The 26,484-nt window shown below is 63.6% G+C and carries 31 protein-coding genes; 21 read left to right on the top strand and 10 right to left on the bottom strand.

The window, feature by feature from the left end; genetic code table 11:
* Positions 1 to 318: 318 nt before the first annotated feature.
* From flhF to C8C92_RS22720, 7 genes are read left to right on the top strand one after another with little or no spacing between them, the layout of a single operon-like run.
* Positions 319 to 1,647, top strand: coding sequence for a flagellar biosynthesis protein FlhF (gene flhF, locus C8C92_RS22750; protein ID WP_116745301.1), 1,329 nt, complete (start codon positions 319 to 321; stop codon positions 1,645 to 1,647).
* Complete coding sequence (locus C8C92_RS22745; RefSeq protein ID WP_116746093.1) at positions 1,640 to 2,503, top strand: antiactivator of flagellar biosynthesis FleN protein; 864 nt, start codon at positions 1,640 to 1,642, stop codon at positions 2,501 to 2,503. Before flhF ends, C8C92_RS22745 begins: the two co-directional genes overlap by 8 nt.
* Before the next feature lie 44 nt (positions 2,504 to 2,547).
* Positions 2,548 to 3,279 carry an RNA polymerase sigma factor FliA gene (locus tag C8C92_RS22740; RefSeq protein WP_071075839.1) on the top strand — a complete coding sequence of 244 codons (732 nt, stop codon included), beginning with the start codon at positions 2,548 to 2,550 and terminating at the stop codon, positions 3,277 to 3,279.
* Positions 3,261 to 4,007 (top strand): flagellar motor protein, encoded by a 747-nt coding sequence (locus C8C92_RS22735; RefSeq protein WP_071075840.1) that lies wholly within the window; start codon positions 3,261 to 3,263, stop codon positions 4,005 to 4,007. Before C8C92_RS22740 ends, C8C92_RS22735 begins: the two co-directional genes overlap by 19 nt.
* Positions 4,008 to 4,012: 5 nt before the next feature.
* The gene (gene motD, locus C8C92_RS22730) at positions 4,013 to 4,801 is read left to right on the top strand and encodes a flagellar motor protein MotD (RefSeq protein WP_099764444.1); all 789 of its coding nucleotides are present in this window, start codon (positions 4,013 to 4,015) and stop codon (positions 4,799 to 4,801) included.
* 49 nt (positions 4,802 to 4,850) lie between these two features.
* On the top strand, positions 4,851 to 5,213 hold the full coding sequence (locus tag C8C92_RS22725) for a translation initiation factor Sui1 (protein WP_099762520.1): 363 nt from the start codon (positions 4,851 to 4,853) through the stop codon (positions 5,211 to 5,213).
* Positions 5,214 to 5,256: 43 nt separating this feature from the next.
* A complete protein-coding gene (locus C8C92_RS22720; RefSeq protein WP_116745300.1) occupies positions 5,257 to 6,144 on the top strand; it encodes a hypothetical protein in 888 nt (295 codons plus the stop codon).
* Between the two features lie 18 nt (positions 6,145 to 6,162).
* Here the strand turns inward: C8C92_RS22720 and C8C92_RS22715 are convergent, their stop codons facing one another.
* The 3 genes from C8C92_RS22715 to flgA all read right to left on the bottom strand — a co-directional run bounded on the left by C8C92_RS22715 (position 6,163) and on the right by flgA (position 7,753).
* Positions 6,163 to 6,630: a flagellar protein FlgN gene (locus C8C92_RS22715; RefSeq protein ID WP_116745299.1), complete on the bottom strand. Its 468-nt coding sequence runs from the start codon at positions 6,628 to 6,630 to the stop codon at positions 6,163 to 6,165.
* Between the two features lie 8 nt (positions 6,631 to 6,638).
* Positions 6,639 to 6,947: a flagellar biosynthesis anti-sigma factor FlgM gene (gene flgM / locus C8C92_RS22710; protein ID WP_034754089.1), complete on the bottom strand. Its 309-nt coding sequence runs from the start codon at positions 6,945 to 6,947 to the stop codon at positions 6,639 to 6,641.
* 110 nt (positions 6,948 to 7,057) lie between these two features.
* Entirely contained in the window at positions 7,058 to 7,753 is a 696-nt protein-coding gene (gene flgA, locus C8C92_RS22705; protein WP_116745298.1) for a flagellar basal body P-ring formation chaperone FlgA, read from the bottom strand.
* 191 nt (positions 7,754 to 7,944) lie between these two features.
* Here flgA and flgB point away from each other — a divergent pair, with 191 nt between their 5' ends.
* The 13 genes from flgB (at position 7,945) to C8C92_RS22640 (ending at position 20,845) form a co-directional block, all read left to right on the top strand.
* Entirely contained in the window at positions 7,945 to 8,397 is a 453-nt protein-coding gene (flgB, locus tag C8C92_RS22700; RefSeq protein ID WP_116745297.1) for a flagellar basal body rod protein FlgB, read from the top strand.
* Between the two features lie 2 nt (positions 8,398 to 8,399).
* Positions 8,400 to 8,801 (top strand): flagellar basal body rod protein FlgC, encoded by a 402-nt coding sequence (gene flgC, locus C8C92_RS22695; protein WP_034754081.1) that lies wholly within the window; start codon positions 8,400 to 8,402, stop codon positions 8,799 to 8,801.
* 15 nt (positions 8,802 to 8,816) lie between these two features.
* Positions 8,817 to 9,515: a flagellar hook assembly protein FlgD gene (locus C8C92_RS22690; protein WP_116745296.1), complete on the top strand. Its 699-nt coding sequence runs from the start codon at positions 8,817 to 8,819 to the stop codon at positions 9,513 to 9,515.
* A gap of 54 nt (positions 9,516 to 9,569) precedes the next feature.
* Positions 9,570 to 11,117, top strand: coding sequence for a flagellar hook protein FlgE (locus tag C8C92_RS22685; RefSeq protein ID WP_099762536.1), 1,548 nt, complete (start codon positions 9,570 to 9,572; stop codon positions 11,115 to 11,117).
* 99 nt (positions 11,118 to 11,216) lie between these two features.
* Positions 11,217 to 11,960 (top strand): flagellar basal body rod protein FlgF, encoded by a 744-nt coding sequence (locus C8C92_RS22680; RefSeq protein ID WP_116745295.1) that lies wholly within the window; start codon positions 11,217 to 11,219, stop codon positions 11,958 to 11,960.
* A 72-nt stretch (positions 11,961 to 12,032) separates the two neighbouring features.
* Positions 12,033 to 12,815 carry a flagellar basal-body rod protein FlgG gene (gene flgG / locus C8C92_RS22675; protein ID WP_010400781.1) on the top strand — a complete coding sequence of 261 codons (783 nt, stop codon included), beginning with the start codon at positions 12,033 to 12,035 and terminating at the stop codon, positions 12,813 to 12,815.
* A gap of 50 nt (positions 12,816 to 12,865) precedes the next feature.
* Positions 12,866 to 13,516, top strand: coding sequence for a flagellar basal body L-ring protein FlgH (locus C8C92_RS22670; protein ID WP_099762541.1), 651 nt, complete (start codon positions 12,866 to 12,868; stop codon positions 13,514 to 13,516).
* 2 nt (positions 13,517 to 13,518) lie between these two features.
* A complete protein-coding gene (locus C8C92_RS22665) occupies positions 13,519 to 14,634 on the top strand; it encodes a flagellar basal body P-ring protein FlgI (RefSeq protein WP_096237493.1) in 1,116 nt (371 codons plus the stop codon).
* Positions 14,635 to 14,644: 10 nt separating this feature from the next.
* The gene (flgJ, locus tag C8C92_RS22660) at positions 14,645 to 15,571 is read left to right on the top strand and encodes a flagellar assembly peptidoglycan hydrolase FlgJ (RefSeq protein ID WP_099762545.1); all 927 of its coding nucleotides are present in this window, start codon (positions 14,645 to 14,647) and stop codon (positions 15,569 to 15,571) included.
* 87 nt (positions 15,572 to 15,658) lie between these two features.
* Positions 15,659 to 17,626, top strand: coding sequence for a flagellar hook-associated protein FlgK (gene flgK, locus C8C92_RS22655; protein WP_099762547.1), 1,968 nt, complete (start codon positions 15,659 to 15,661; stop codon positions 17,624 to 17,626).
* A 51-nt stretch (positions 17,627 to 17,677) separates the two neighbouring features.
* On the top strand, positions 17,678 to 18,919 hold the full coding sequence (gene flgL / locus C8C92_RS22650) for a flagellar hook-associated protein FlgL (RefSeq protein WP_165829525.1): 1,242 nt from the start codon (positions 17,678 to 17,680) through the stop codon (positions 18,917 to 18,919).
* Positions 18,920 to 19,087: 168 nt separating this feature from the next.
* On the top strand, positions 19,088 to 19,540 hold the full coding sequence (locus tag C8C92_RS22645; RefSeq protein ID WP_099762552.1) for a MarR family transcriptional regulator: 453 nt from the start codon (positions 19,088 to 19,090) through the stop codon (positions 19,538 to 19,540).
* Positions 19,541 to 19,585: 45 nt separating this feature from the next.
* Positions 19,586 to 20,845, top strand: coding sequence for an MFS transporter (locus C8C92_RS22640; protein ID WP_116745293.1), 1,260 nt, complete (start codon positions 19,586 to 19,588; stop codon positions 20,843 to 20,845).
* A gap of 9 nt (positions 20,846 to 20,854) precedes the next feature.
* Here the strand turns inward: C8C92_RS22640 and C8C92_RS22635 are convergent, their stop codons facing one another.
* On the bottom strand, positions 20,855 to 21,757 hold the full coding sequence (locus C8C92_RS22635; protein ID WP_099762556.1) for a LysR family transcriptional regulator ArgP: 903 nt from the start codon (positions 21,755 to 21,757) through the stop codon (positions 20,855 to 20,857).
* A gap of 73 nt (positions 21,758 to 21,830) precedes the next feature.
* On the opposite strand from C8C92_RS22635, the gene C8C92_RS22630 reads away from it, so the two are divergent.
* Entirely contained in the window at positions 21,831 to 22,475 is a 645-nt protein-coding gene (locus C8C92_RS22630; protein ID WP_099762558.1) for a LysE/ArgO family amino acid transporter, read from the top strand.
* 6 nt (positions 22,476 to 22,481) lie between these two features.
* Here C8C92_RS22630 and fliR read toward each other — a convergent pair whose 3' ends face one another.
* From fliR to fliM, 6 genes are all read right to left on the bottom strand, one after another.
* Positions 22,482 to 23,348: a flagellar biosynthetic protein FliR gene (gene fliR, locus C8C92_RS22625; RefSeq protein ID WP_099762560.1), complete on the bottom strand. Its 867-nt coding sequence runs from the start codon at positions 23,346 to 23,348 to the stop codon at positions 22,482 to 22,484.
* A 16-nt stretch (positions 23,349 to 23,364) separates the two neighbouring features.
* Positions 23,365 to 23,634 carry a flagellar biosynthesis protein FliQ gene (gene fliQ / locus C8C92_RS22620; protein ID WP_099762562.1) on the bottom strand — a complete coding sequence of 90 codons (270 nt, stop codon included), beginning with the start codon at positions 23,632 to 23,634 and terminating at the stop codon, positions 23,365 to 23,367.
* A gap of 10 nt (positions 23,635 to 23,644) precedes the next feature.
* Positions 23,645 to 24,328, bottom strand: a complete 684-nt coding sequence (gene fliP / locus C8C92_RS22615; RefSeq protein WP_232730917.1) for a flagellar type III secretion system pore protein FliP — start codon at positions 24,326 to 24,328, stop codon at positions 23,645 to 23,647.
* Between the two features lie 82 nt (positions 24,329 to 24,410).
* Complete coding sequence (gene fliO, locus C8C92_RS22610; protein ID WP_116745292.1) at positions 24,411 to 25,010, bottom strand: flagellar biosynthetic protein FliO; 600 nt, start codon at positions 25,008 to 25,010, stop codon at positions 24,411 to 24,413.
* Positions 25,007 to 25,441: a flagellar motor switch protein FliN gene (gene fliN, locus C8C92_RS22605; RefSeq protein WP_034754038.1), complete on the bottom strand. Its 435-nt coding sequence runs from the start codon at positions 25,439 to 25,441 to the stop codon at positions 25,007 to 25,009. The genes fliO and fliN overlap by 4 nt, the downstream gene beginning before the upstream one ends.
* A 51-nt stretch (positions 25,442 to 25,492) precedes the next feature.
* Entirely contained in the window at positions 25,493 to 26,479 is a 987-nt protein-coding gene (fliM, locus tag C8C92_RS22600) for a flagellar motor switch protein FliM (RefSeq protein ID WP_071075860.1), read from the bottom strand.
* Between the last annotated feature and the right edge of the window lie 5 nt (positions 26,480 to 26,484).

The following is a 26,484-nucleotide window of genomic DNA, read 5'->3' as shown; positions in this document are numbered from 1 at the left end:
TTGTTAAGACCGCAAACCCTAAGCGAAGGGCCGGGGTCGAACCCGATGGGGGAGTGCGTCCCAATGGGGCGCACTCCGATCGCGAAGCGACGGGTTGCCACCTCTTTTGCTTATTTTTTCATCAATTTCCTGCTGGCAAATTGAATAACGGGTACTTTCCCGTCCTGTTCCTTCGATCATTTCCTCCAAGCATCGCTAATAATGGAGACTGTCCGGGTGATCTGTGTCCATGTGGAAGACAGCACCCAAGCAACAGGAGTCGACGATGGTCACACAGTTCAGCCTATATTGCGCCCCCCCCGCCTTGGGAGGCCGGTCATGAATGTGAAGAAATTTACGGGTGCCTCGTCGCGCGATGCGCTGCGCAAGGTGCGCGAAGCGCTGGGCCCCGATGCCGTGATCCTGTCGAACCGCCAGGCCGATGGCGTGGTGGAAATCCTCGCGCTGGCCAATGACGATGCCGCTTCGCTGGCGTCGCCGCCGGCCGCGTCCGAAATGTCCCAGCCCCGTCCCCAGTTGCAGACCCAGTTCGCCACGCCGCAGCGTCCGGCCGCCCCGGCCCAGCGCCCGGCTGCGCCACGTCCTGCCGCACTGCGCCAGGCAGCCGGTGAGCCAGTGGACATGGCCCGCATGCAGCAGATGATGGCCAGCGCGCTGGCGCACGTCAAAGAGAACGCCGCCGCCGAGATGAGCGGCATGATGAATGAAATCCGCGCCATGCGCGGCATGATGGAAACCCAGCTGGCGGAAATCTCGTGGGGCTCGACGCAGCAGCGCGAGCCGCAAAAAGCCGTGGTGCTGCGCGAAATGCTGGCCGCCGGTTTCTCGGCCAGCCTGGCGCGCTACCTGATCGACAAGCTGCCCGCCGGCCTCGATGGCGCGCAAAGCATGCGCTGGATCAAGACCGTTCTCAGCCGTAACCTGAATACCGTCGCCAATGAAGACGCCATGCTGGAGCAGGGCGGCGTGTTTGCGCTGGTCGGCCCGACCGGTGTCGGCAAGACCACCAGCACGGCCAAGCTGGCGGCCCGCTGCGTGATGCGCCATGGCCCGGAAAAGCTGGCCCTGATTACCACGGACGCCTATCGTATCGGCGCGCACGAACAGTTGCGCATCTACGGCAAGATCCTCGGCGTGATGGTGCATTCGGTGAAGGATGAAGCGGACTTGCGCATCGCCCTGAAAGAATTGAAGAACAAGCACACGGTGCTGATCGATACGGTGGGCGTGAGCCAGCGCGACCAGATGGTGACGGAGCAGGTGGCCATGCTGTCGGGCGCGGGCGCCGACGTGAAACGTTTGCTGTGCCTGAACTCCACGGCGACGCAGGAAACCTTGAACGAAGTGGTGCGCGCCTACCAGGGCAGCGGCCTGGCCGGCTGCATCATGACCAAGCTCGATGAAGCGGCCTCGATCGGCAATGTGCTCGACGTGGTGATCCGCCAGAAACTCAATCTGTTTTATGTGTCGAATGGCCAGCGCGTGCCGGAAGACCTGTACCTGGCCGACCGCGGCTACCTGATCGACCGCGCCTTCAAGCTCAAGCGCGATGCGGCGGCGACGCAGTTTTCCGATGCCGAACTGCCGCTCCTGATGGCGCAAGCGGCCGCCCGCAACAATGAAGCGCGCGGGGTGCGCCTTGGCTAATTTCGATTTCGACCAGGCCGAAGGCTTGCGCCGCATGCTGGCTGGTCCGCAGCCGCGCGTGATGACATTTTTATCGGCCACGCCGCAGGACGACAAGGGCGCCATGCTGGTCAACCTGGGCGCTTCGCTGGTCTACGGCGGCAATGACGTGCTGCTGCTCGACGCCAGCGGCGGCAGCGACGGCGTCGCCGCGCGCCTGGGACTGGCGCACGGCGCCAGCCTGCGCGACGTGGCGCGCCAGCAGTGCGCCCTGAACCAGGTCATCCACCAGGTGCCGCAAGGCTTCGGCGTGGCCAGCCTGGGTGCGCGCAACCACCTGATGGACAGCATGGACTATGCGGGTGCGGAAGAACTGCGCCGCCTGGGCAAGACCTTCGAGGTGCTGGCGCGCCAGAGCGGCATCGTGCTGGTCGACGGCATCATGGCCGACGAGGGCGATTGCTTCCCCGTGCCGCTGATGGCCTCGTCCGACATCGTCGTGCAAGTGTCGACCAGCGCCACCTCGATCAAGGCCGCGTACTGCCTGATCAAGCGCCTGAGCCAGGAGCTGGGACGCCGTCCGTTCGGCATTCTCGTCACCGGCGCTTCCGAATCCGAGGCAAAAGTGGTATACGATAATATGGCGCAGGCGGCGAGCCGCTATCTGGCCGTGAAACTGACCTCGATGGGATCGGTGCCTGCCGATGAGTATCTGCACCGCGCGGCGCGTCTGGGCCGCAGCGTGGTCGATGCCTTTCCGCTGGCGGGAGCCTCGGTGGCGTTTCGCGGACTGGCCGAGCGGCTGGCCCGTTCGGCGGCGCCGGTGCTCGGTGGCACCTTGTACCAGACGGGGAGCCCGCACCAGTTCAGCGTCTGAATCCATCATCAGCACACGATAGCAGTTAAAACAATAAGCAGCCTATGTACACGGTCAAAGGGAAATCGAACAAGGACTATTTGCTGACGGAGCACATTCCGCTGGTGAAGCGTCTGGCGCACCATATGAAGGCGAAATTGCCGCCTTCGGTCGAGGTCGATGACCTGATCCAGGCCGGCATGATCGGCCTGCTCGACGCCATCAGTCGCTATGAAGAGACGCATGGCGCGCAGTTCGAGACGTATGCCGTGCTGCGTATCCGCGGCGCCATGCTCGACGAATTGCGCACCAGCGACTGGCTGCCGCGCAGCATGCGCCAGAACATGCGCAAGATCGAAGAGGCGATGAGCATCTTGCAGCAGCGCCTGGGACACCCGCCGACGGAGTCGGAAGTGGCGAAATTGCTGAAAATGTCGCTCGTCGATTACCAGGAAATGCTGGGCGACGGCGGCGGCCACCAGTTGCTGTACTACGAAGACTTTCATGACCCGGACGGCAATGACAGCTTTCTCGACCGCCATTGCGTGGACGAGGACAGCGACCCCTTGCGGTCCCTGCTCGATACCGATTTCCGGCAATCCGTGATCGATGCCATCGACGCGCTGCCGCCACGCGAGAAAATGCTCATGGGCCTGTACTACGAAGAAGAGCTGAACCTGAAGGAGATCGGCGCGGTGATGGGCGTATCCGAATCGCGCGTCTCGCAGCTGCATACCCAGGCCGTCGCGCGCCTGCGCGCAACCTTGAGGGAGCTGGCGTGGACTGGTCCAGCGTAATCGGGCTGGCGCTGGCGCTGGCCGGCCTCTTGGTCGGCCAGGCACTGGAAGGCGGCAAGATGGCCTCCCTGCTGCAGCCGGCCGCCTTTGCCATCGTGGTCATTGGTACCTTCGGCGCCGTGCTGCTGCAAACGCGGCTGCGCACCTTCGTGCGCGGCCTGGAAATGCTGCGCTGGGTCTTCCTGCCGCCGGCCGACACGCGTGCCGCGCTGGCGCGCGACATCGGGCAATGGAGCTTGACGGCGCGCCGCGACGGCCCGCTGGCGCTCGAACGCCTGATGGAAAACACGGCCGACCGCTTCAATGCCAAGGGCTTGCGCATGATCGTCGATGGCATCGCGCCCGACAAGCTGCGCCAGCTGCTCGACGTGGAAATCTCCGCCTATGAAATGGCCGAACGCCAGGCCGTCAAGGTGTGGGAATCGGCGGCCGGCTATTCGCCCACCATCGGCATCCTGGGCGCCGTGCTGGGCCTGATCCACGTGATGGAAAACCTCACCGACCCGAGCAAATTGGGTAGCGGCATTGCCGTGGCGTTTGTCTCGACCATTTATGGCGTCGGCCTGGCCAATCTGCTGTTCCTGCCGGTGGCGAACAAGCTCAAGGCCATCGTCTCGCGCCGCGTGCTGCAGTATGAAATCACGGCCGCCGTGCTGTACGACATCGCCACGGGCGACCACACGCGCATCATCGAAGAGCGCGTGGCCAGCCTGCTGCACGAGCACTGAGCATGATGCGGCGCGCGCGCAGGAAGTATGACGAGGAACCGGATAACCAGGACCGCTGGCTGATCTCGTACGCCGACTTCATCACCTTGCTGTTCGCCTTTTTCGTCGTCATGTATGCGATTTCGCAAGTCAACGAAGGCAAATACCGCGTCTTCCAGAATGCCATCGGCCAGGCCTTCAGCCTGGAAAAGGGCGCGCCGCCCATCATCATGGAAGCGCCGCAAGCCATTGCGCTGCCGAACCCCGCCCTGAAACGCCGCACGGAAGCCATCCGCCGCGAGCGCGAACACATGACGCGCCTGGCGCAGGACCTGACGTCCACCCTGGCGCCGCTGGTCAAGGAGGGCAAGGTGCGGGTGACACAGACGAGCCGCGGCGTGAGCGTGGAAATCAATGCCAGCGTGCTGTTCGACCCGGGCGCCGCAGGGCTGACGATGGAGTCGGACCAGGCGCTGCGCGCCGTGGCCGTGCTGCTCAAGGACGACCCCCACGCGGTGCAGGTGGAAGGGCATACGGACGTGCAGCCGATCAGCAATTCGACCTTTGCCTCGAACTGGGAATTGTCGGCCGCGCGCGCCAGCGCCGTGGTGCGCCTGTTCATCGCCAGCGGCGTGCAAGCGTCGCGCCTGACGGCCGTGGGCCACGCCGACAACATCCCCGTGGCGCCGAACGAAACGCCGGAAGGGCGCGCGCGCAACCGCAGGGTCGCCGTGACGATTTTGTCGGGCATCCCCGAGACGGTGACGGAAGTGCCGACGCCGCCCGTCGCACCTGCTCCGGCTCCCGCCAACTGAACCCCGGCGCTTGGTACAATCGCACCTTCTCCCTTTTTATCTCTCCATCATGAAAAGCAGTTCCCTAGGCGGTCTCGTGTATTCCACCGAAACGGGCCGCATGTGTCCCGCCTGCCGCCAGCCGCTGGCGCAATGCGCGTGCAAGGCACAAGCCAAGGCGGCGCCGGCTGGCGATGGCGTGGTACGCGTGTCGCGCCAGACCAAGGGTCGCGGCGGCAAGAGCGTCAGCGTGGTAAAAGGCCTGGCGCTGGACGCCATCGCGCTGGCCCTGCTGGGCAAGCAGCTGCGCACGCAGTGCGGCTCGGGCGGTACCGTCAAGGATGGCGTGATCGAGGTGCAGGGCGACCACGTGGACACCATCGTGGCCGCGCTAGCCAAGCTGGGGCACCAGGCGAAAAAAGCCGGCGGTTGAGCGTGCGGAGGCGTGCGGCCCGCTGCCGTGCGCCTGTGGTAACGTGCGCTTCCCATCCACGCGCATCCTCACCATGAACGTCAAATTCACCAGTATCGCCATCGCCGCTGCCATTGCGGCAGCACTGGCGCTGGCGTACTGGCCCGCACCCGACGGCGGCGCGCCGCAATCTGTGGCGATCGCTGCCGCCAGTGCACCAGCGGGGCGCAGCCTGGAATCGTATTTGCATATCGATGCTTCCGTCCCTGCGGCTGAAGCGCCCGTTGTCGTTTCCCTGGCGCAGCGGCTCGAACGCCTGGCCGCCAGCGGCAGGGCGGAAGATGCGTATGCGGCCTACAACCTGCTCGACGACTGCATCGTCTTCCAGCGCGAGAGCCGCTTGCCGGGGCTGGAATTCGAGCTGGGACGCGAGATGACGGCGGCAGAAAAAGCCGCCCAGCAGCAGCTGTGCGCGGGCCTGACGCAGCGCCAGCGCGAGGACCGCCTCGGCTACCTTGCCACTGCCGCCAAGGCGGGCGTACCGGGCGCGGCCACCCTGTTCCTGTCGGAAGGGCCGTTCGGCGACCGCAGCGCGCTGCGCAACCGTCCCGACGATCCGCTGGTGCAGGCATGGAAGCGGCAAGCCATCGCCCAGCTGACGGCGCAGGCGGATGAAGCGGAACTCTCCAGCGTGGCTACCCTGATGATGGCCTACCTGCGCGATGGCGAGGTGGTGCAGAAAGATGCGCCGCAAGCGTATGGCTACCTGCTGGCCCTGCACCTCGTCTACGACGACATCCTCGCGCCCGGCGTCACCAATCCGTATCAGGATGAATACTGGCACTGGCTGCGGGATGAGCTGACCCCGGCGCAGCAGGCTGCCGCCGCAGCGAAGGGGCAAGCCATCGCGGCGAAATTTCGCCAGCACACGGGGCGTGCCGTGCACGGTTGAGCGGACAAATAAGGGAAATTAGCCGATGACGACGCGCCGGCTGGCCGTGTTGGTCATCGGTTGGCCGCTGGGGCCGTAGAAATTGCCGCTCTGTGCCGTGGGGCGCATGGCGTTCAGGGCGCCTTGCGTGTGCAGCATGTGCTTGTTGACCAGCATGCTGTTGAGCCGGTTCTGTTCTTTCGCTTCGCGCGTGGTGTCGAGCAGGGCGTTCCACAGGGGTGCCGCTTCGGCTTCGCTGGCGCTGATCAGCCAGTCTTCCATGCCCGCTTCGGCGGCCGTGAAACCGGCTGCCGCCAGCGCCTGGTGGCGTTGCGCCGCCAGCTGGCTCAATTGTCCGACGAGTGCCGTCTTGCGCACCGTGAGCTCCGTGATTGCATCGATGTCAGCCGCAACCAGATGCCGCTGTTCTTCTTTCATCAATGCCAGCAATGTGGTCATGAGCTGTTGCTCGTCGCGCAGGCTGGAAAACGGAGTCACTGATTGCATGAGGGAACCTATCTATTTCGTGAGTGCAGCAAGTCCTTGACTGTGTCGAGGAGACCGTCCGCCACTTTTTCAGAGTTGACCTGGAACTGGCCGTCGGCGATCGCCAGTTTGATGCGTTCGACTTTTTTCGTGTCGAACACGGCGCCGCTGCCGGCAGTTGCACTGGCCGCTAATGCCTGTCCTTGTGGCGACAGGCGTACATTGTCCGACGTCGTCGGTGTTGCCTGGGCTTTCTCGGCATTCCGGGCGCCGGAGGTATTCGCGGGCGCCACCGGCAGGCCGGGATTGCTTTTAATGGTGTTATCGGTAATTTTCACAGCGTGATCCTCGTCTGGTCGAAGTCAAAAAACTCCGGGATATGACATCTTATCGGCATCTTATCCAGGAACTTTAGTGCGCCAGACTACAATATCGCTATCTATTCGCGTTAAAAGGCGACCTCCACCATGCCACCCGCGCGCGCCACGCCGCTGATCTGCTGGCCGCTCTGCGTGCGTACCTGCACCGTCTGGCCATCGCCGGCGCTGCCGATGGCGCGTCCTTCTGATGCCACCTGGAAGCCGTTGCCACTGGAAACGACGCGCACCAGCTGGCCTTGCATGACCACCGGCTTGCGGCGCAGGGTGTCGAGGCGCATCGGCGTGCCTGGTGGCAATGAAATATTCGTGCTGGCGCCCACTACCTGGGCCATGTCGGTGGCGATGCCTGCGGGCAATGCCGCCAGGTCACCCTGCATCGTCACCAGCTGGCTGGCGTCGATGGCTTGCCCTTGTGCCAGCGGCACGGCGCTGGCCACGTAGTCGCCCACGACGGCCACGTTGGCTTGCAAATAGATGGTCCAGTTGGAAGGTGCCGTGCAGCGCACGCCCACGGTGGTCTTGCCCCAGGCGCGCGCGCCTGGCGCCATGAACGCTTGCGGCGCGGGGCAGGCGGCCAGGTTCAGGCGCGGATCGACGGCGCCGACGCTGATCGTCACCTTGCCTGGCAAGCCGTTGCTTTGTACCTGCAGGAATTGTTCCACGTTGTTGCGCAGCGCTTCCGGGGTCTGCCGGCCGGCGTTTTGCGCCTGCGCCAGCAGTGGCAGGGCGGCAAGAGCGAGAAGGAGTGCAAGCGGTGTTTTCATGGTGATAGGCCTCTGGAATAGTGCCATGATAGTGCGCGCAGCCCTGATCGAAGCGCCGATTAAGGGGTAAAAGTACGGTCTGATCCGGCGATGGTCTTGCCGGTGGGCACCGTACTATGTTTCCTGTCATCACTATACCGCCATCCTTCCGCCATCTCGGGCGCCAGTGGCAGATCTTTCCGGAGCCTGACATGATAGGGAAACTCGACGATTACATGCGCTTCAACGAGACGGCGCTGAGCCTGCGCTCGACGCGCCAGGAATTGCTCGCCTCGAATATCGCGAATGCCGATACGCCCAACTACAAGGCGCGCGATGTCGATTTCGCCAGCGCGCTGAAGGGGGCGATGGCGCGCAAGGATGGCGTGCCGCCAGCCCTGAAGGGCACGGCGCCGCAGCATCTGCCGGGCAAGGGCGTGGCAGCAGCAGCGGGCGCAACCGGTGGCGGCAAGGTCGAGACCCTGGCCGACGGCACGCCGCTGCTGTACCGCGCGCCGGCCCAGGGCGCCGTCGACGGCAATACGGTGGACATGGATCTTGAACGCAACGCCTTTGCCGACAACGCCATCCGCTACGAGGCGGCCGTGACGTTCCTCAACTCGCAGATCAAGGGCATGCTGACGGCCATCCAGGGAGGACAATAATCATGTCGCTGTTTAATATCTTTAATGTCTCCGGTTCGGCCATGAGCGCGCAGGCGCAGCGCCTGAACACGGTGGCCAGCAACCTGGCCAATGCCGACAGCGCCACCAGCGCCACGGGCGAAGCCTACCGCGCCAAGCAGGTGGTGTTCGAGGCCGTGCCCATGGCCAACGGCGCCACGGCCGTCAAAGTGCAGAAGGTGATCGAGGACCCGTCGCCGATGAAGCTGGTCTACGACCCGAAGAATCCGCTGGCCGACGAGAAGGGCTACGTCACCATGCCCAACGTGAATACGGTCGACGAGATGGTCAACATGCTGTCGGCCTCGCGTTCGTACCAGACCAATGTGGAAACCATGAACGCAGCCAAGTCGCTGCTCCTGAAAACCCTCACCATCGGCCAATAAGGCTGACTGACCATTATGGCAACCATCGATACCAGCACCGCCACCGTCACCGACTTGATGGCGACGATGAATCCGAAGAAGACGACGGCCGCGAAGGGCAGCGTCGAGGAAGAAACGAACAAATTCCTGACCCTGCTGGTGACCCAGCTGCAAAACCAGGACCCGATGAATCCGCTGGACAATGCGCAGCTGACGAGCCAGCTGGCCCAGCTGTCCACGGTGACGGGCGTCAACAAGCTCAATACCACGCTGGAAACGCTGAAAACCAGCTACCAGCAGGCCGAATCCATGCAGGCGGCCAATATCATCGGCCACGGCGTGCTGACGGCAGGCAAGAACGTCACCCTGAGCAAGAGCGCGGCCCTGCTGGGCGTGGAGCTGGCGACGCCGGCCGACAGCGTCAAGGTCATCATCTACAACAGCGCGGGCAAGGAAGTCCATTCCATCGACCTGGGCCCGCAGGATGCGGGTACCTTGCCGCTGGGCTGGAACGGTTCCACCGCCGAACTCGACAAGGATGGCAAACCGATCGTGCTGGCCGACGGCGCGTATACCTTTTCGGTGGAAGCGACGCGCGGCGGCGCCAAGCTCACGGATGCAGCGGCGCTGATGTTCGGCTCGGTCGCCAGCGTGTCGACGGGCGCCGGTGGCGTGAAGTTGAACGTGCCCGGCGTGGGCAGCATCACCATGGCCGATGTGAAACAGATTTTGTAAGCCGCTCGTTTGTAGCGTAGACCCTCTACCCCTAATTTCTACCAGGAGAACACAATGTCTTTCCAACAAGGCCTGAGCGGCTTGAATGGCGCCGCCAAATCGCTGGACGTCATCGGCAACAATATCGCCAACTCGGCCACCGTGGGTTTCAAGCAATCGCAGGCGCAGTTTGCCGACATCTATGCCAACTCGCTGTATGGCGTGGGCGGCAACCAGCCCGGCATCGGTGTGGCCGTGTCGCAAGTGGCGCAGCTGTTCAACCAGGGTAACCTGGAAAGCTCGTCGAATCCGCTCGACATCGCCATCAATGGCGGCGGTTTCTTCCGCACCAGCGTGAACGGTGCCATCCAGTATTCGCGCAACGGCCAGTTCCAGGTCGACAAGAGCGGCTTCATCATCAATGCCCAGAAAGCCCAGCTGACGGGCTATCCGGCCGATGTGAACGGCAAGATCCTGGCCGGCGCCGTCGTACCGCTGCAGATCGACCCGTCCGACATGGCGCCGCAGGCGACCACCAAGGTCGATACCCAGGTCAACCTCGATTCCAACTCGGCCATGCCGACCGTGGTGCCGTTCAGCGTGGGCGAGCAAAAGTCGTGGACCAAACAATTTCCCGTGCCGGTTTTTGATTCGCTGGGCAATGCCCACACCATGTCCAATTTCTATGTCAAGACGGGCACCAATAGCTGGGATGTCTACTCGGCTACTGACGGCAAGGAAATTACCAGCGCGAAAGTGGCTGCCGCGGCGCAGACCGATACCGCCTCGCTGGCCGCGCGCACCGCCTACCAGTCCGCCGTCACTGCCGTACCGCTGGTACCGGCGGCTATCACGGCTGCCGCCGTCGCCTATGGCAATGCGGCCGGCGCCGCCGTGCGCGCCGCCGCCGTGCTGGCCGGCGCCAGCACCGCCCAGTTGAATGCCATCAGCGCCACCTATGGCAGCGCCGTGCCTAACGGCATCAATTCCAGCCTGACGCCAGATCAGATCGACAAGAATATCGCCGCCGTGACGGAAGTGCCCGCCGTGAGGTCGGCTTCGCTGGTGTTCAACAGCGTCGGCAGCCTGGACAAGGCCGCCATGCTGGGCCTGACGCCGCCGCAAACCTTGCCGGTGACGGTCAACTTGCCCGTCTTCCCCGCCACGGGCGCGAACGCGAACCTGGCGATCAAGGTCGACTTCACCAATTCCACTCAGCTCAGCTCGTCCACCAGCGAAAAGCGCACCGTGGCCGATGGTTATGCGGCCGGTCAGCTGAGCCGTTTCGTCGTGGGTAGCGATGGCGTGATCCAGGGCCAGTACAACAATGGCAAGACACGCGACCTGGGCCAGGTGGTGTTGACCAAGTTTGCCAATCCGAATGGCCTCGAACCGCTGGGCAACAATGCCTGGGCAGAAAGCTCGACCTCGGGCAGCCCCATGACGGGCGAGCCGAGCTCGGCCGGCCTGGGCGACTTGCGCGCCTCGGCCGTGGAAGTGTCGAACGTGGACCTGACGGCGGAGCTGGTCAACATGATCACGGCCCAGCGCGCCTACCAGGCGAATGCGCAGACCATCAAGACGCAGGATTCGGTCTTGCAAACGCTCGTCAACCTGCGTTAATAATCAGGAAGTCAGTCACTTCGTGACCGGAATGTGCCGCATTGCGGCGCATTCCCCCGCCGGGTCTGACCCCAGCTTTTGTTTTGCACGGAGAAACACATGGACCGTCTCATCTACACCGCCGGCTCGGGCGCCAAGCACATCCTGGACAAGCAGGCGACCACGGCGAATAACCTGGCGAACGCCACCAGCACGGGTTTCCGTGCCCAGCTCGACTCGTTTCGCGCCGTGCCCGTGGTGGCCGACGGCATGATGCCGACGCGCGCCTTTGTCGTCGATTCGACGGTCGGCTCCGATTTCACGCAAGGACCGATGCAGCACACGGGCCGCGCGCTCGACGTGGCCGTGGAAAATGGCGGCTGGATCGCGGTGCAGTCGGCCGACGGTTCCGAAGCCTATACGCGCAACGGTGCCTTCAAACTCAATGAAAACGGCATGTTGCAGACACAATCGGGCCTGATGGTGCAGGGCGATACGGGTCCGCTGGCGATTCCGCCGGGCGTGACGGTGTCCATCGCCAGCGATGGCACGGTGGGCACGATTTCCACCGATGTGCCGCCGGGCCCGTCCACGGTGCTGGGACGCATCAAGCTGGTCAACCCGCCCGAGCAGCAACTGGTGCGCGGCGACGACGGCCTGTTCCGCCTGAAGGATGGCACGCCGGCGCAAGCCGACCAGGCCGTCAAATTGACGACGGGCGCGCTCGAAGGCAGCAATGTCAGCCCCGTCGACTCGATGGTCAGCATGATCGCCCTGGCGCGCCAGTTCGAAACACAAATGAGCTTGTTGAAGAATGCCGAGAATAACGCGGCGAAAGCCACCCAGATCCTCGCTTTGAATTGATAGAGCCGGTCGCATAATGGTCACATAGAAATAGTCTACAGGGCTGATGAGCGCTGTTATTGGAGAAAAATCATGATTCGTTCCCTTTGGATAGCCAAGACCGGCCTGGAAGCGCAGCAGACGCAGATGGACGTGATTGCCAATAACCTGGCCAACGTCAGTACCACCGGCTTCAAGAAGTCGCGCGCCGTGTTTGAAGACTTGCTGTATCAAAATGTGCGCCAGCCGGGTGCGCAATCGTCGCAGCAAACCCAATTGCCGTCGGGCTTGCAGATCGGCACGGGCGTGCGCACCGTGGCTACCGAACGCATCCATACCCAGGGCAATCCCCAGGCGTCGGGCAATTCGCGCGACGTGATGGTCAACGGCACCGGTTTCTTCCAGGTGCTGCTGCCCGATGGCGCCACCGCCTACACGCGCGACGGCTCGTTCCAGACCGATGCCAATGGCCAGTTGGTGACTTCCGAAGGCTTCGTCATCCAGCCTGCCATCACCGTGCCGACCAATGCGCTGAGCCTGACCGTGGCGCGCGACGGCACCGTCTCCGTGACCTTGCCCAATACCGTGGCGCCATCGCAGATCGGCTCGCTGCAGCTGACCACCTTCGTCAATCCGGCCGGCCTGGAATCGAAGGGCGAAAACCTGTACATGGAAACGGGCGCCTCCGGCGTGGCGCAAACCAACACCCCGGGCACGAATGGCGCCGGCGTGCTGATGCAGGGCTACATCGAGAGCTCGAACGTCAACGTGGCCGAGGAAATGGTCAACATGATCCAGACGCAGCGCGCCTACGAAATCAACAGCAAGGCCATCACCACATCCGATCAAATGCTGCAGAAATTGTCGCAACTTTAATTTTCATAGTCGTCATGCCATCCGCCGCCGGATGGCAGCGGAGGTTCGCCATGCAATACCCCATCATCGCCCTGTTGTCCGCAGTCCTGTTGTCCGGCTGCGCCATCACGCCTACGTCCATCGTGCAATACCCGACCACCACGCGCGCGCCGATGCCGGAACCGGTGGTCGTCAACAACGGTTCCATCTACCAGCCGTCGACCTACCGTCCCGCCTTCGAAGACCGCCGCGCGCGTCACGTGGGCGACACCATGACGATCGCCATCACCGAGCGCACGAACGCCGTCAAGGCGGGCGCCAGTTCCGGCAACAAGTCGGGCAGCGTGGGCTTCAGTACGCCAGGTTTTGCCCAGGGCCGTTTAGGCGGCAGCGTCTCGGCGAATGGCGCAACGAAATTTGCCGATGGCGACAACCAGTCCGCCAGCAACACCTTTTCCGGCACGATCGGCGTGACGGTGATCGAGGTATTGCCAAACGGAAATCTTATAGTTGCCGGTGAGAAACAGATCGCCATGAACAAGGGCACGGAATTCATCCGCTTCTCGGGCATGGTCAATCCGGACACCATCGGCACGGGCAACGTCGTGGCCTCGACCCAGGTGGCCGACGCGCGCGTCGAATACCGCACCAACAGCCAGATCGACCGCGCCGAAATGGCCTCGATGGCCTCGCGCTTCTTCCTCAGCCTGTTGCCGTTCTGATCATGGCGACCTTGACTTTCCCCCGCCTTTTGCTCGCCTGCGGCCTGGCAGCCGCCATGCTGGCGCCCGTCGCCCAGGCGGAACGCCTGAAAGACCTGGCCAGCATCGCCGGCGTGCGCCAGAATCAGCTGATGGGCTATGGCCTCGTCGTCGGCCTCGACGGCAGCGGCGACCAGACCACGCAAACGCCGTTCACCATCCAGAGCGTGGCGGCGATGCTGCAGCAGCAAGGTATCAACTTGCCGCAAGGCACCAGTTTGCAGCTGAAAAACGTGGCCGCCGTGATGGTGACGACGTCCTTGCCCGCGTTTGCCCAGCCGGGCCAGATGCTCGACGTGACCGTGTCGTCGATGGGCAATGCGAAAAGCTTGCGCGGCGGCACCTTATTGATGACGCCATTGAAGGGCGCCGACGGCCAGGTGTACGGCATGGCGCAGGGCAATGTACTGGTGGGCGGCGTGGGCGCGCAGGCGGCCGGCAGCTCCATCGTCATCAATCACCTGAGCGTGGGACGCATCTCGGGCGGTGCTACCGTCGAGCGCACAGTGCCCTCGGTGCTGGGCGCCAACAACACCATACGCCTGGAATTGAATGCCACCGATTTCGCCACCGCCAGCCGCGTGGTCGACGCCATCAACAGCCGCTACGGCGCCGGCACGGCCGCCGCGCTGGACGGGCGCGTGATTCAGGTGCAGTCGCCGGGCAGCAGCGACCAGCGCGTGACCTTCCTGGGCCAGCTGGAAAGCATCGAAGTCAATCCGGCCCGCCTGGCGGCCAAGGTCATCATGAATGCGCGCACCGGTTCCGTTGTGATGAACCAGTCCGTAACGCTGGAAACCTGCGCCATTTCGCACGGCAACCTGTCCGTCACCATCAATGTCGAGCCGCAGGTGAGCCAGCCGGCGCCCTTGTCGGGCGGGCGCACGGTGGTCACGCAGACGGCACAGATCGATATCAAGAAGGAACCGGGCAAGGTCATGCTGGTCAAGGGTGGCGCTTCGCTGTCCGATGTGGTGAAAGCCTTGAACGCCATCGGCGCCTCGCCGCAAGACTTGCTGGCCATCCTGCAGGCGATGAAGGCGGCCGGTTCGCTGCGCGCCGAACTTGAAATCATTTGATGGACACGCCATGATCAGCCAAACCGACCTCAGCAATACCGCCGCCTACGACGTCAAGGGCATGGATGGCTTGCGCCAGTCCGCCAAGGCGAAGGACCCTGCCGCCCTGAAAGAGGCGGCCACGCAATTTGAAGCCATGTTCATCAACATGATGATGAAAAGCATGCGTGAAGCCTCGCCGCAGGACGGCATCATGGATAGCCAGCAAAGCAAGATGTATACCTCGATGCTGGACCAGCAGACGAGCCAGAACCTGGCCAAGCGGGGTACGGGCCTGGCGGACGTGCTGATTCGCCAACTGTCGTCCTCGAACCAGGCGCTGGCCGCCGATGGCGCCGAAGCGCCGTCGCCACGCTCGTCGAGCATGGCCCAGGCGCTGGCCGCGTTCCGCCAGCAGCAGGGCGCCCTCGCCGACGGTGCAAGCAGTGTCAGCGGCAGTGGCAAGACCCTGAGCGAGAAGGCCAATGCCACGCAGGCGCCGCATGTGCGCGCGTTTCAGGAAAAGCTCGGTGTGCATGCGGAAGAAGCCAGCCGCGCCACCGGCATCCCGGCCAAGTTCATGCTGGGCCAGGCGGCGCTGGAAACGGGCTGGGGCAAGCGCGAAATCATCGCCCGCGACGGCAGCAGCAGCCACAACCTGTTCGGCATCAAGGCCACGGGCGACTGGAAAGGCAAGGTCACGGAAGCCGTCACCACGGAATATGTGAATGGCAAGGCGCAGCGCAAGGTGGAAAAATTCCGTGCCTATGACAGCTACGCGGACAGCTTCAAGGATTATGCGCAGTTAATTACCAACAACAAGCGCTACGAGAAAGTGCTCGCCAGCGCGGGCGACGCCAGCACGTTTGCCCAGGGCTTGCAAAAGGCCGGCTACGCGACGGACCCGAATTACGCTGCCAAATTGACAAAAATCATCAAGCATTCGCTGGTCGGCTAATCCCTGCCGTGCCCCTGTGCAAGCCGCGCGCTTCAAGTTTTCGCCGCGGCTGCCGTAAATACATGTGACGGTAACCAATAAGACACCATGACTTCGAATCTACTCAGCATCGGTAAGAGCGGTTTGCTTGCAGCGCAGGTGGGCCTGTCGACGACCGGGCATAACATCACCAATGCGAATGTCCCCGGCTACAATCGCCAGACGGTGCTGCAGCAGACTTCGCAGTCGAACTTTGCCGGCTATGGCTTCGTCGGCACGGGCACGGAAGTGTCGCAGATCAAGCGCCAGTACGACAGCTTCATGGGCACCCAGGTCAATGCCGCACAAAGCGCCACCAGCGCGCTCGATAGCTATTACACGCAGATCAGCCAGATCGACAACTTGCTGGCCGACCCCACGGCGGGCCTGTCGCCCGCCCTGCAAGACTTCTTCAAGGGCGTGCAGGACTTCAGCGCCAATCCGTCTTCGGTCGCCTCGCGCCAGGCGTTGCTGTCGAGCGCCGGCTCGCTCGCTTCCCGTTTCCAGGGCTTGAGCGCGCGCCTGACGGAGATCGGCGACGGCGTCAATTCGCAGATCACGTCGAATGTGACGGTGATTAATACCTACGCCAAGCAGCTCGCCGAGCTGAACAAGTCGATTTCCCAGTTGTCGGTCGATGCCAGCAACCAGCCCAACGATCTGCTGGACCAGCGCGATCAGCTGATCACGGAATTGAATAAATATGTCAAGGCGACGGTGCAGCCCGCTGCCAACAATACCGTCACCATTTCCATCGGCGCGGGCCAGCCGCTGGTGGTGGCGGATCGCAGCTTCGCGCTGGCGGCCACGCCTTCGCGGACGGACCCGAACCGCATCGAGGTGGGCTATGTCACGGGCAACACCGTCAGCGTGCTGCCGGACAGCTCCCTGACCGGCGGCTCGCTGGGCGGCTTGCTGGAATTTCGCAGCGGCACCCTGGACAATGTGCAGAACTCGCTGGGCAAGGTGGCCATCGCGCTGGCGAGCACCTTCAACGACCAGCACAAGCTGGGCCAGGACTTGAATGGCGTCATGGGCGGCGACTTTTTCAAGATACCCGACCCCGTGATCGGCGCCGACCGCGGCAACAACGCCAGCAGCACCACCGTGCTGTCGGCCAAGGTCAGCGACCCCACCAAGCTGACGGCCAGCGATTACAGCCTGAATTACGATGGCACCAACTATGTGGTGACGCGTGAATCGGACGGCGCGCACACCATCATCAATCCGTATCCGCAAACGGCGCCGCAAACCATCGACGGCGTCGATTTCTCGATCTCGGGCACGGCCGCCCAAGGCGACAACTACGTCATCAAACCGACGGCGAATGGCGCGGCGGGCCTGGCCGTGCTGATCACCGACCGCAACAAGATTGCCGCTGGGGCCCCCATCGCCACCTCGGCGCCGGTGGCCAATACGGGCACGGGCAAGCTCAGCGCCGGCTCAGTCGACAAGGCCTACCTGACCCCCGGCAATACCCTGACGGGTCCCGTGACCTTGACCTACGACAAGGCGACTACCTCGCTGACGGGTTTCCCGGCTGGCCAGGCGGTGACGGTCAAGGGCGTGAATGGCGCCACCACGACCTATCCGGCCGGCACGGCGAGCATCCCGTATGCGGAAGGCGACAACTTCAGCTTTGGCGGCATCAATGTCAGCATGACGGGCACGCCGGCGCAGGGCGATACCTTCACGATCAAGCCCAATACGGGCGGCGTGGGCGACAATCGCAATGCCGCGCTGCTGGCGGGCTTGCAGACGAAGAACATCCTCGATGGCGGCAATACCACGTTCCAGGGTTCGTATGCGCAAACCGTCAGCTTCGTGGGCAACAAGACACGCGAAGTGCAGGTCAGCGGCCTGGCCAGCCTGGCCTTGCTGCAGCAGGTCAGCACCCAGCAGCAGGCCGTCTCCGGCGTCAACCTCGATGAAGAGGCGGCCAACCTGCTGCGTTACCAGCAGTCCTACCAGGCGTGCGGCAAGGTCATGCAGATCGCCAGCACCCTGTTCGACGTGGTCATCGGCCTGGGACGTTAATCAATTTTTGCCGCGACATAGCGCGCGGCGGCTTTCTGGAAGGGCAGCATCATGCGCATCAGCACACGAATGATTTATGACCAGGGCAGTTCGCAGCTGAACAATCTGCAGGGCGCCCTGAACCGTACGCAGATGCAGCTGTCGGCGAACCGCCGCAACCTGACGCCTGCCGACGATCCGATCGCCTCGGCGCGCGCGCTGGAAGTGACGCAGTCGCAATCGATCAATACGCAGTTCGTGACGAACCGTTCGAATGCGAAGAATTTCCTGTCACAGGAAGAGCTGGCGCTGGCCAGCACGGGTTCACTGATTGCGGACGTGAAAGACCTGGTCGTCAAGGCCGGCAATCCCGCGCTGAAAGACGTCGACCGCGACACCCTGGCGAAGGAACTGGAAGGGCGGCTGACCGACTTGCTGGGCATCGCCAACACGGCCGACGGCGCCGGCGGCTACCTGTTTTCCGGCTATAAATCCACTACCCAGCCATTCAGCCAGACGCCGACGGGCGCCACCTATGTGGGCGACCAGGGCCAGCGTGAATTGCAGGTGGGCTCGGCGCGCTACCTGGCGACCAGCGATTCCGGCGCCGCCGTCTTTGAAAACAACCTGACCGGCAACGGCAAGTTCACCACGGCCGCCGCCGCCGGCAACTTCGCGCGCGGCGGTTCCGGCATCGTTTCCAGCGGCACGGTGACGGACGCGACGGCATTGACGGGACATACATATTCCATCGACTTCAAGGTCGCGGGCACGGGTACCGCTGCCGTCACCACGTACACCATCACCGACGCGACCTTGGGCCAGACGGTGCCGAATCCCGCCGTGCCCATCCCCTACAAGAGCGGCGACACCATCTCCTTCGCCGGCCAGCAAGTCAACATCACGGGTGCGCCGGCCGACCAGGACAGCTTTACGCTGGAGCCGAGCGCCAAGGAATCGCTGTTTACCACCGTGAAAAACCTGATCGGCGTGCTGCGCCAGACGACCACTGGCGACGCGGGCCAGGCGCGCCTGGCGAATGGCTTGAGCGCGGCCCACAATATACTCGACACGGCTTACGACAATGTGCTGTCGGTGCGCACCGAAGTGGGCGCGCGCATGAAGGAGCTCGATTATCTCGACAGCGCAGGCGACGATCTCGACCTCCAGTACGCCACCACCCTGTCGGACCTTCAGGACCTGGACATGGTGAAAGCCATTTCCACCTTCACCCAGCAGCAGGTGACCCTGCAGGCGGCGCAGAAAACGTTCACCTCGATCTCGGGCCTGTCGCTGTTCAATTACATCAACTAAGCGCTCGATATCGGCTCGATGACCGGCAAGCCGGGGCAGGGAGAATACCTCCCGCCCCGGCTTTTTTACGTGCGCAAAATGGCCGTCTTGATAAGATGGACAGGCAAACTGTGCAGTCTACCTGCCTATCTGTTATACTGATGGCCGTTGAACCACCCCACGGCTACCATGAGCACCCCACAAGAAGAACACCACGATCACGATCACGTGCTGCAACTGGCCGGCGAATTGCGCATCCTGGTCGGCAAGCTGCGCCGCCGCCTGCGCGAAGAAGCGCATCTGGGCGATGTCAGCATGTCGCAGGCATCCGTGCTGAGCCGCCTCGAGCGCGATGGCCCGGCCACGGCCAGCAGCCTGGCGCGCGCCGAAGGCATGCGGCCCCAGTCGATGGCCGCCACCGTGCAAGCTTTGACGCAAGCGCGCATGGTGACGGGCTCGCCCGACCCGGCGGATGGCCGGCAGACGCTATTGACCCTGACGGACAGTTGCCGTACCTGGATCGCGGCCAGCCGCGCCGCGCGCGAAGACTGGCTGGCGCGCACCATTGAAACCCGGCTCACGCCGGACGAAGTTACCGAACTGAACCATGCAGTGGCCTTACTCAAACGCTTGGCGGAATGATCCGCTGATGTATCCCACAACCTGGCAAGGAGCCCGCACGCCCAGATGAACAACACTTTCCGTTCGCTACGCATTCCCAATTACCGTATCTGGGCCGGTGGCGCCCTGGTGTCGAATATCGGCACCTGGATGCAGCGCACGGCGCAGGATTGGCTGGTGCTGAGCGAATTGACGCAGCACAATGCCAGCGCCGTCGGTATCGTGATGGCCTTGCAATTCGGCCCGCAACTGCTGTTGCTGCCCCTGACGGGCATGGCAGCCGACTTGCTCGACCGCAGGAAATTGCTGCTGTGCACGCAGGCGGCCATGGGCTTGCTGGCGCTGGGACTCGGGATCTTGTGCATCAGCGGCCTGGTACAACTGTGGCATGTATACGTGTTTGCTTTCCTGCTGGGCTGCGTGACGGCCTTCGATTCGCCCGTGCGCCAGACGTTTGTTGCCGAAATCGTCGGCGAGGAAGATTTAACGAACGCCGTGGCGCTCAATTCCACCTCGTTCAACGCGGCGCGCATGCTGGGCCCCGCGGTAGCAGGGCTGCTGATCAGCAGCGTCGGCAGCGGCTGGGTCTTCATCATCAACGCCGCGTCGTTTGCCGCCGTGATCGGTTCGCTGTTGCTGCTGCGCGTGCAATTGCTGCGCCGCGCGCCGCGTATCAAGGCCACGCGCGCCAGCCTGGGCGAGGGTTTCCGCTACGTGCGCCAGCGGCCCGACCTGATGGCCATCCTGCTGATGCTGTTCCTGATCGGCACCTTCGGCTTGAATTTCCCGATTTTCCTCTCGACCATGTCGGTCACGGCCTTCCATGCGGGCGCCGGTCAGTATGGCGTGCTCAGTTCCATCATGGCGTGCGGCTCCGTGGCCGGCGCACTGCTGGCGGCGGGCCGTGGCCAGCCTACGCTGGCCTTGCTGCTGGGGGCGGCGGCGCTGTTCGGCCTGGCCTGCGCGCTGGCCGCCGTGATGCCCAATTATTGGCTGTTCGGCATGATGCTGGTAGTCATCGGCATCGCCGCGCAAACGTTTACCACCAGCGTCAACAGCAGTGTGCAATTGTCGACGGCGCCCGCCATGCGGGGCCGCGTGATGGCGATCCTGCTGGCCATCTCGGCGGGCGGCACGCCGCTGGGCGCACCCGTCGTGGGCTGGGTGGCCGATACCTTCGGCCCGCGCTGGGCGCTGGGCATCGCCGCCCTGTCGGGACTGGCGGCGGCGCTGGTCGGCGTGCGCTACCTGGTCAAACATCACCAGTTGCGGCTGAATGTCGATGTGCGGCGCTGGCGTTTCGCGCTCAGCAGCGACCAGCCCTGAGCCGGGCAATCAGGGCGGCAGCAGGCCCGTGCTGGCGGCGGCCAGGATGGCTGCGCTCAAACCGTCGAGCAGGCCGGACGCGGCGCGTGCCGTGTGCCAGTGCAGGGGCACATCCAGGGGCGTAGCGGGCAGCAGTTCGACCAGGCTGCCATTGTCAAGATGAGGCTGGATCAGCGCCTGCGGATGCAAGCCCCAGCCCATGCCGGCCAGGCCGGCCGTGACGAAGGCGTGCGGCGAGGGCAGGGTATGGCGCGGCAATTCCACATGCCGGTGGCACAGGCGCCGCACCCAGCGCGATTGCAGCTCGTCCTTGGCATTGAAGACGAGGCTGGGCGCCAGGGCCAGGCTGGCGGCACCCACGCCATGGGCAAAATGCCGCTGCAGGAAGGCGGGACTGGCAGCCGCCAGGTAGCGCATGTCGCCCAGCGGGCGGCTGTTGCAGCCCGATGCGGGCCGGGCCGTGGCGCTGACGGCGGCCAGCACGGCGCCGCTGCGCAGCCACTCGGCCGTATGGTCCTGGTCGTCGACGGCCACTTGCAGCAGCACCGGGTGCCCGGCCGCGAAGGCGGCGATGGCGGGCGCCAGCCAAGTGGCCAGGCTGTCGGCATTCACGGCGACGGGCAGCGTGGCGCGCGACACGCCCAGTGCTGCCTGCGCCAGCGCCGGCACGGTCCCCTGCAAATCCTGCTCGAGCAGTTGTACCTGGTCCACGTGCTGGCACAGGCGCCGGCCCGTTTCCGTAGCGCGGCAAGGCTGATCGCGTATCACCAGCGCGCAACCGACGCGCTCTTCCAGCAGGCGGATGCGCTGCGAAATGGCCGATGGCGTCACGTGCAAGGCGCGTGCCGCACGCTCGAAACTGCCTTCGCGGATGACGGCGGCCAGGGCGCCCAGGGCGGCATAATCGAGCATGGATGAAGTTTTCCTTAACTTGCTGTAGAAAAGGTAGTTTGCCTTCATTGCGTGCGGCTGGCAAGATCGCCGCATGACACTCTCCGCCACCACCCCACTCGTTTTTTCCGTCTTTTTCCAGGGCATGACCCTGGGCCTGGGACTCATCGTTGCCATCGGCTCGCAAAATGCCTTTGTCTTGCGGCAAGGCTTGCGCCGCGAACATGTGGGCGCCATCGTGCTGTTTTGCGCGCTGGCCGACGCGGCGCTGATTGGCGCCGGCGTGCTGGGCATGGCCCGTGCGCTGGGACAGCGCCCCTTGCTGGCCAGCGCACTGGCGCTGGGCGGCGCCGTTTTCCTTGCCGTCTACGGTTGGCAAGCGCTGCGGCGCGCCCGCCGGCCGCAGCAGCTGCGCGCCGCCGAGGGCGGTGCCGGACTGGGCCTGGGCGCCATCCTGGCCCAGGCGGCGGCATTTACCTTGCTCAATCCGCATGTGTATCTGGATACGGTATTGCTGGTGGGCAGTATTGGCGCCCAGCAGCCGGGTGCGCTGCGCGGCTGGTTTATCGCCGGCGCCAGCGCTGCCAGTCTGCTGTGGTTTGCTGCGCTGGGCTATGGCGCGCGCCGGCTGGCGCCGTGGTTTGCGCGGCCCCGCGCCTGGCAAGTGCTCGATGGCTTGATCGGCGTCACCATGTTCGTGCTGTCGGCGCTGCTGCTGCGCCACGCGCTGGGCGGCTAGCCCTGATCAGCGCGCCGCCGGCAGCGCTGCCGGCGCAGGCGGCGCCGGGCGCAGGGGATTCGACGGCGCGGGCGGCGGTGGCCGGTCGCGCGTGGCGAAGCCGCGCGGCAGCAAACGCGCCGTTTCTATGCCGCGCAGGAACATGTTCTGGAAGGGCGTGGCCAGGTAGGGCAGGACCATGCTGATCACCAGCAAGCCCACGCCCAGGGTCACGGGAAAACCGATACCGAAAATGTTCAGCTGCGGCGCGGCCCGCGTCAAAATGCCCAGCGCTACGTTGGTCAGCAGCAGGGCGGCGATGATGGGCAGCGAAATCTGCAGGCCGGAGCGGAAGATTTCCCCGCCCCAGGCCGCCAATTGCTGGAAACCGCCGCCGCTGATGGGACTCGATGAAATGGGCAGGCTGACAAAGCTTTCCGCCAGCGCCGCCAGCAAGACCAGGTGGCCGTTGACTGTCAAGAACATCAAGGTGGCCAGCATGACGAGGAACTGGCTGATGGCGGAAGACCTGCCCTTGGTTTGCGGGTCGAAGAACGAGGCGAAGCCCAGGCCCATGGTGAGACTGCTGAGTTCGCCGGCCATTTCGACGGCGGAAAACACGATGCGGATGGAAAAGCCCATGGCCAGGCCCACCAGCATCTCTTGCGTCAGGATCAGCAAGCCGGGCAAGGACATCGGGTTGACGGCCGGCAAGGCCGGCACGGTGGGAGCGATGATCATGGCCAGCAGCGCGCCCAGGGTCACCTTGACGCTGGCCGGCACGGCCGCATTGCCGAACAGGGGCGCGGCCGCGATCAGGCCGAGGATGCGGCTAAGTGGCCACAGCAGTGCCGCGATCCACGTGTTCAGTTCGATGCTCGACAGGGTCAGCATGGCAATGGTGGCTGCACTAACCCACCAGGTTCGGAATGCCGGTAAATACCTGGCGCATGTAGTCGAGCATGACGGACAGCATCCACGGACCGGCCACGACGAGGGCGACAAAGATGCCGACCAGCTTGGGGATGAAAGACAGGGTCGATTCGTTGATCTGCGTGGCCGCCTGGAAAATACTCACGATCAAGCCGATGATGAGGGCGACGAGCAGCATGGGCGCGGCCACCATCAGGGTGATTTCCATCGCATGGCGGCCCAGGGTCATGACGCTTTCGGGTGTCATCGTACTTCCCCTAGTAAAAACTCTGAGACAAGGAGCCCAGCAGCAATTGCCAGCCATCGACCAGCACGAACAGCATCAGCTTGAACGGCAGCGAGATCGTCGCCGGCGACATCATCATCATCCCCATCGACATCAGCACGCTGGCGACCACCATGTCGATGATCAAAAACGGGATGAAGATGGCAAAGCCGATCTGGAATGCCGTCTTCAATTCGCTGGTGACGAAGGCGGGCACGAGGATGCGCAGCGGCACGTCTTCCGGGCCTTGCAGGGCCGGCGAGCGCGACATCTTGGCAAACAGGGCCAGGTCGGCCTGGCGCGTCTGCTTGAGCATGAAGGTTTTCAGGGGATCGACGCCCTTGTCCATCGCCTGCTGCATGCTGATCTTGTTTTCCTGGTAAGGAAGATAGGCATCCGTATAAATCTTGTCGAACACGGGGCCCATGACGAACAGCGTCAGGAACAGGGCCAGTCCCACCAGCACCTGGTTCGGCGGCGCCGATTGCGTGCCAATGGCCTGGCGCAGCAGGGACAGAACGATGATGATGCGCGTAAAGCAGGTCATCATCAAGAGGGCCGCCGGCAGGAAGGTGAGCGACGTCATCAGGATGAGCGTCTGCACCGGCAGCGAGTAATTCTGTCCGCCGCCCGGCGCCGGCGTGCTGTTGAAGGCCGGGATACCCGGCTGGGCCATGGCCCACAGCGGCAAGGCCAGGGCGGCCGCCGCCAGCAGCCAGGTCAGGGGAGTCTTTACGTTGGACCACGCCATCTGCTGCTTATTTCCCATTGCGTTTTTCGATGGTCTGTTTCAGCCACTCGGAAAAATTGGCGGCCGCGGGGCCGTTTTGCGTCGTTGCCAGTTGCGGCAACTCGCCTTCCTGGCGCGGCATGGTGGCCAGCGCGTTGATGCGGCCGGGCGAGGCGCCGACGACGATCCACTGGTCGGCCACTTCGACGAGGACGATGCGTTCGCGTCCGCCCAGATTGAGCGAGCTGACGACGCGCATCTTGTTGTTGCCGCCCATGACTTTGGGGCCATAGCGCTTCATGAACCAGGCCAGGCCGATCAGCAGGGCCAGCACGAACACCAGCGCCAGGATGGTTTGCAGCAAGCTGCCGGCCGAGCTCGTCGGTGCCATCGTCATGGGCGCGCCCGCCGGCATGGCGGGCAGAGCGACGGCAGGGGCGGGTGCCGCTGCAGGTGCCGCTGCAACGGCGGCAGCGGGGTTTTCAGATGCCACTTCGGCAGCTGCGCTGGGCGCCGCCGTTTCGGCCGGGACCGAAGCGGGTACGGGCGCCGAAGCCGGTGCCGCCAGCGCAATGCTGCATGCCGCCATGAGCGGCAGCACGGTGGAAATCAACAGGCCAGGCTTCATTTATTCAATTTTCGGATGCGTTCGGAAGGCGTGATGATGTCGGTCAGGCGGATACCAAACTTGTCATTCACCACCACCACTTCGCCCTGGGCGATCAGGCAGCCGTTCACCAGCACGTCCATCGGTTCGCCCGCCAGGCCGTCGAGTTCGACCACGGAACCCTGTGCCAGTTGCAGCAGGTTCTTGATGGCGATCTTGGTACGGCCCAGTTCGACCGTCAGTTGCACGGGGATATCGAGGATGAAATCGATATCGTTGTGCGTTTCCGACTTCGACGCCTGCTTGGAAAAGTCCTTGAACACGGCCGCGCTGGCCGCGCTGGCCGTATTGGCGGCCTGATTTTGCAGCGCTTCGGCTTCCGCCTTGGCCTGCTCGGCAATGGCCGCGCCCCAATCGTCTTCCGCGCTTTGGTCGTCTTGGTTGTCAGACATGTGTTTCTCCTGTTGTACAGATACGGACCGCAACGCGGCCCGGGTAGGTATTTAGTGATTATTCATGTTATCGGAATTTGCCAATAACTTTTCAACCTTCAGCGCATATTGTCCGTTCAACACGCCATATGTGCAATCCATCACGGGCACGCCGTCGACGGTGGCGGCGATCAGTTCGGGAATATTGAGCGGAATGATGTCGCCCACCTTCATGTTCAAAATCTCGTCGAACGAGACGCGCGCCGTGCCCAGCGACGCCACCAGTTCGACTTCGGCGATCTGGATCTGCTGTGTCATCAGGCGGATCCAGCGCTTGTCCACTTCCAGCGCTTCGCCTTGCAGGCTCGAGGTCAGCGAATCGCGGATCGGTTCGATCATCGAATACGGCATGCAGAAGTGGATTTGTCCGGAAACGGAGCCCAGTTCCACCGTAAACGTCGAGGCGACGACGACCTCGTTCGGCGTGGCGATGTTGGCGAACTGCGTGTTCATTTCCGAGCGGATATATTCGAACTCGACGGGGAAGACCGGTTCCCACGACTTGGTATAGGCTTCAAAGACGATGTCGAGGATGCGCAAGATGATGCGCTGCTCCGTCTGCGTAAAGTCGCGTCCTTCGACACGCGTATGAAAACGTCCGTCGCCGCCAAACAGATTGTCGACCAGCAGGAACACCAGACCCGGATCGAAGACCATCAGGGCAGTGCCGCGCAGCGGCTTCATGTGCACCAGGTTCAGATTGGTCGGCACCACCAGGTTGCGGATGAACTCGCTGTATTTCGAGACGCGCACGGAACCCACCGACACTTCGGCACTGCGGCGCAGGAAGTTGAACAGGCCCACGCGCAGCAGGCGGGCGAAACGCTCGTTGATAATTTCCAACGTTGGCATCCGGCCGCGCACGATGCGCTCCTGGGTTGCCAGGTTGTAGGTACGAACTCCCGTGACATCTTCCGGCGCCTGCGCGTCGTCCTGGTCTCCGTTGACGCCCTTCAGAAGGGCATCGACTTCTTCCTGGGAGAGGAAATTATCGGCCATGGCTG

Source organism: Janthinobacterium sp. 78 (genome assembly GCF_003096775.1).
Taxonomy (GTDB): domain Bacteria; phylum Pseudomonadota; class Gammaproteobacteria; order Burkholderiales; family Burkholderiaceae_D; genus Janthinobacterium; species Janthinobacterium tructae.
This window is presented reverse-complemented; position numbering and strand designations above follow the sequence as displayed.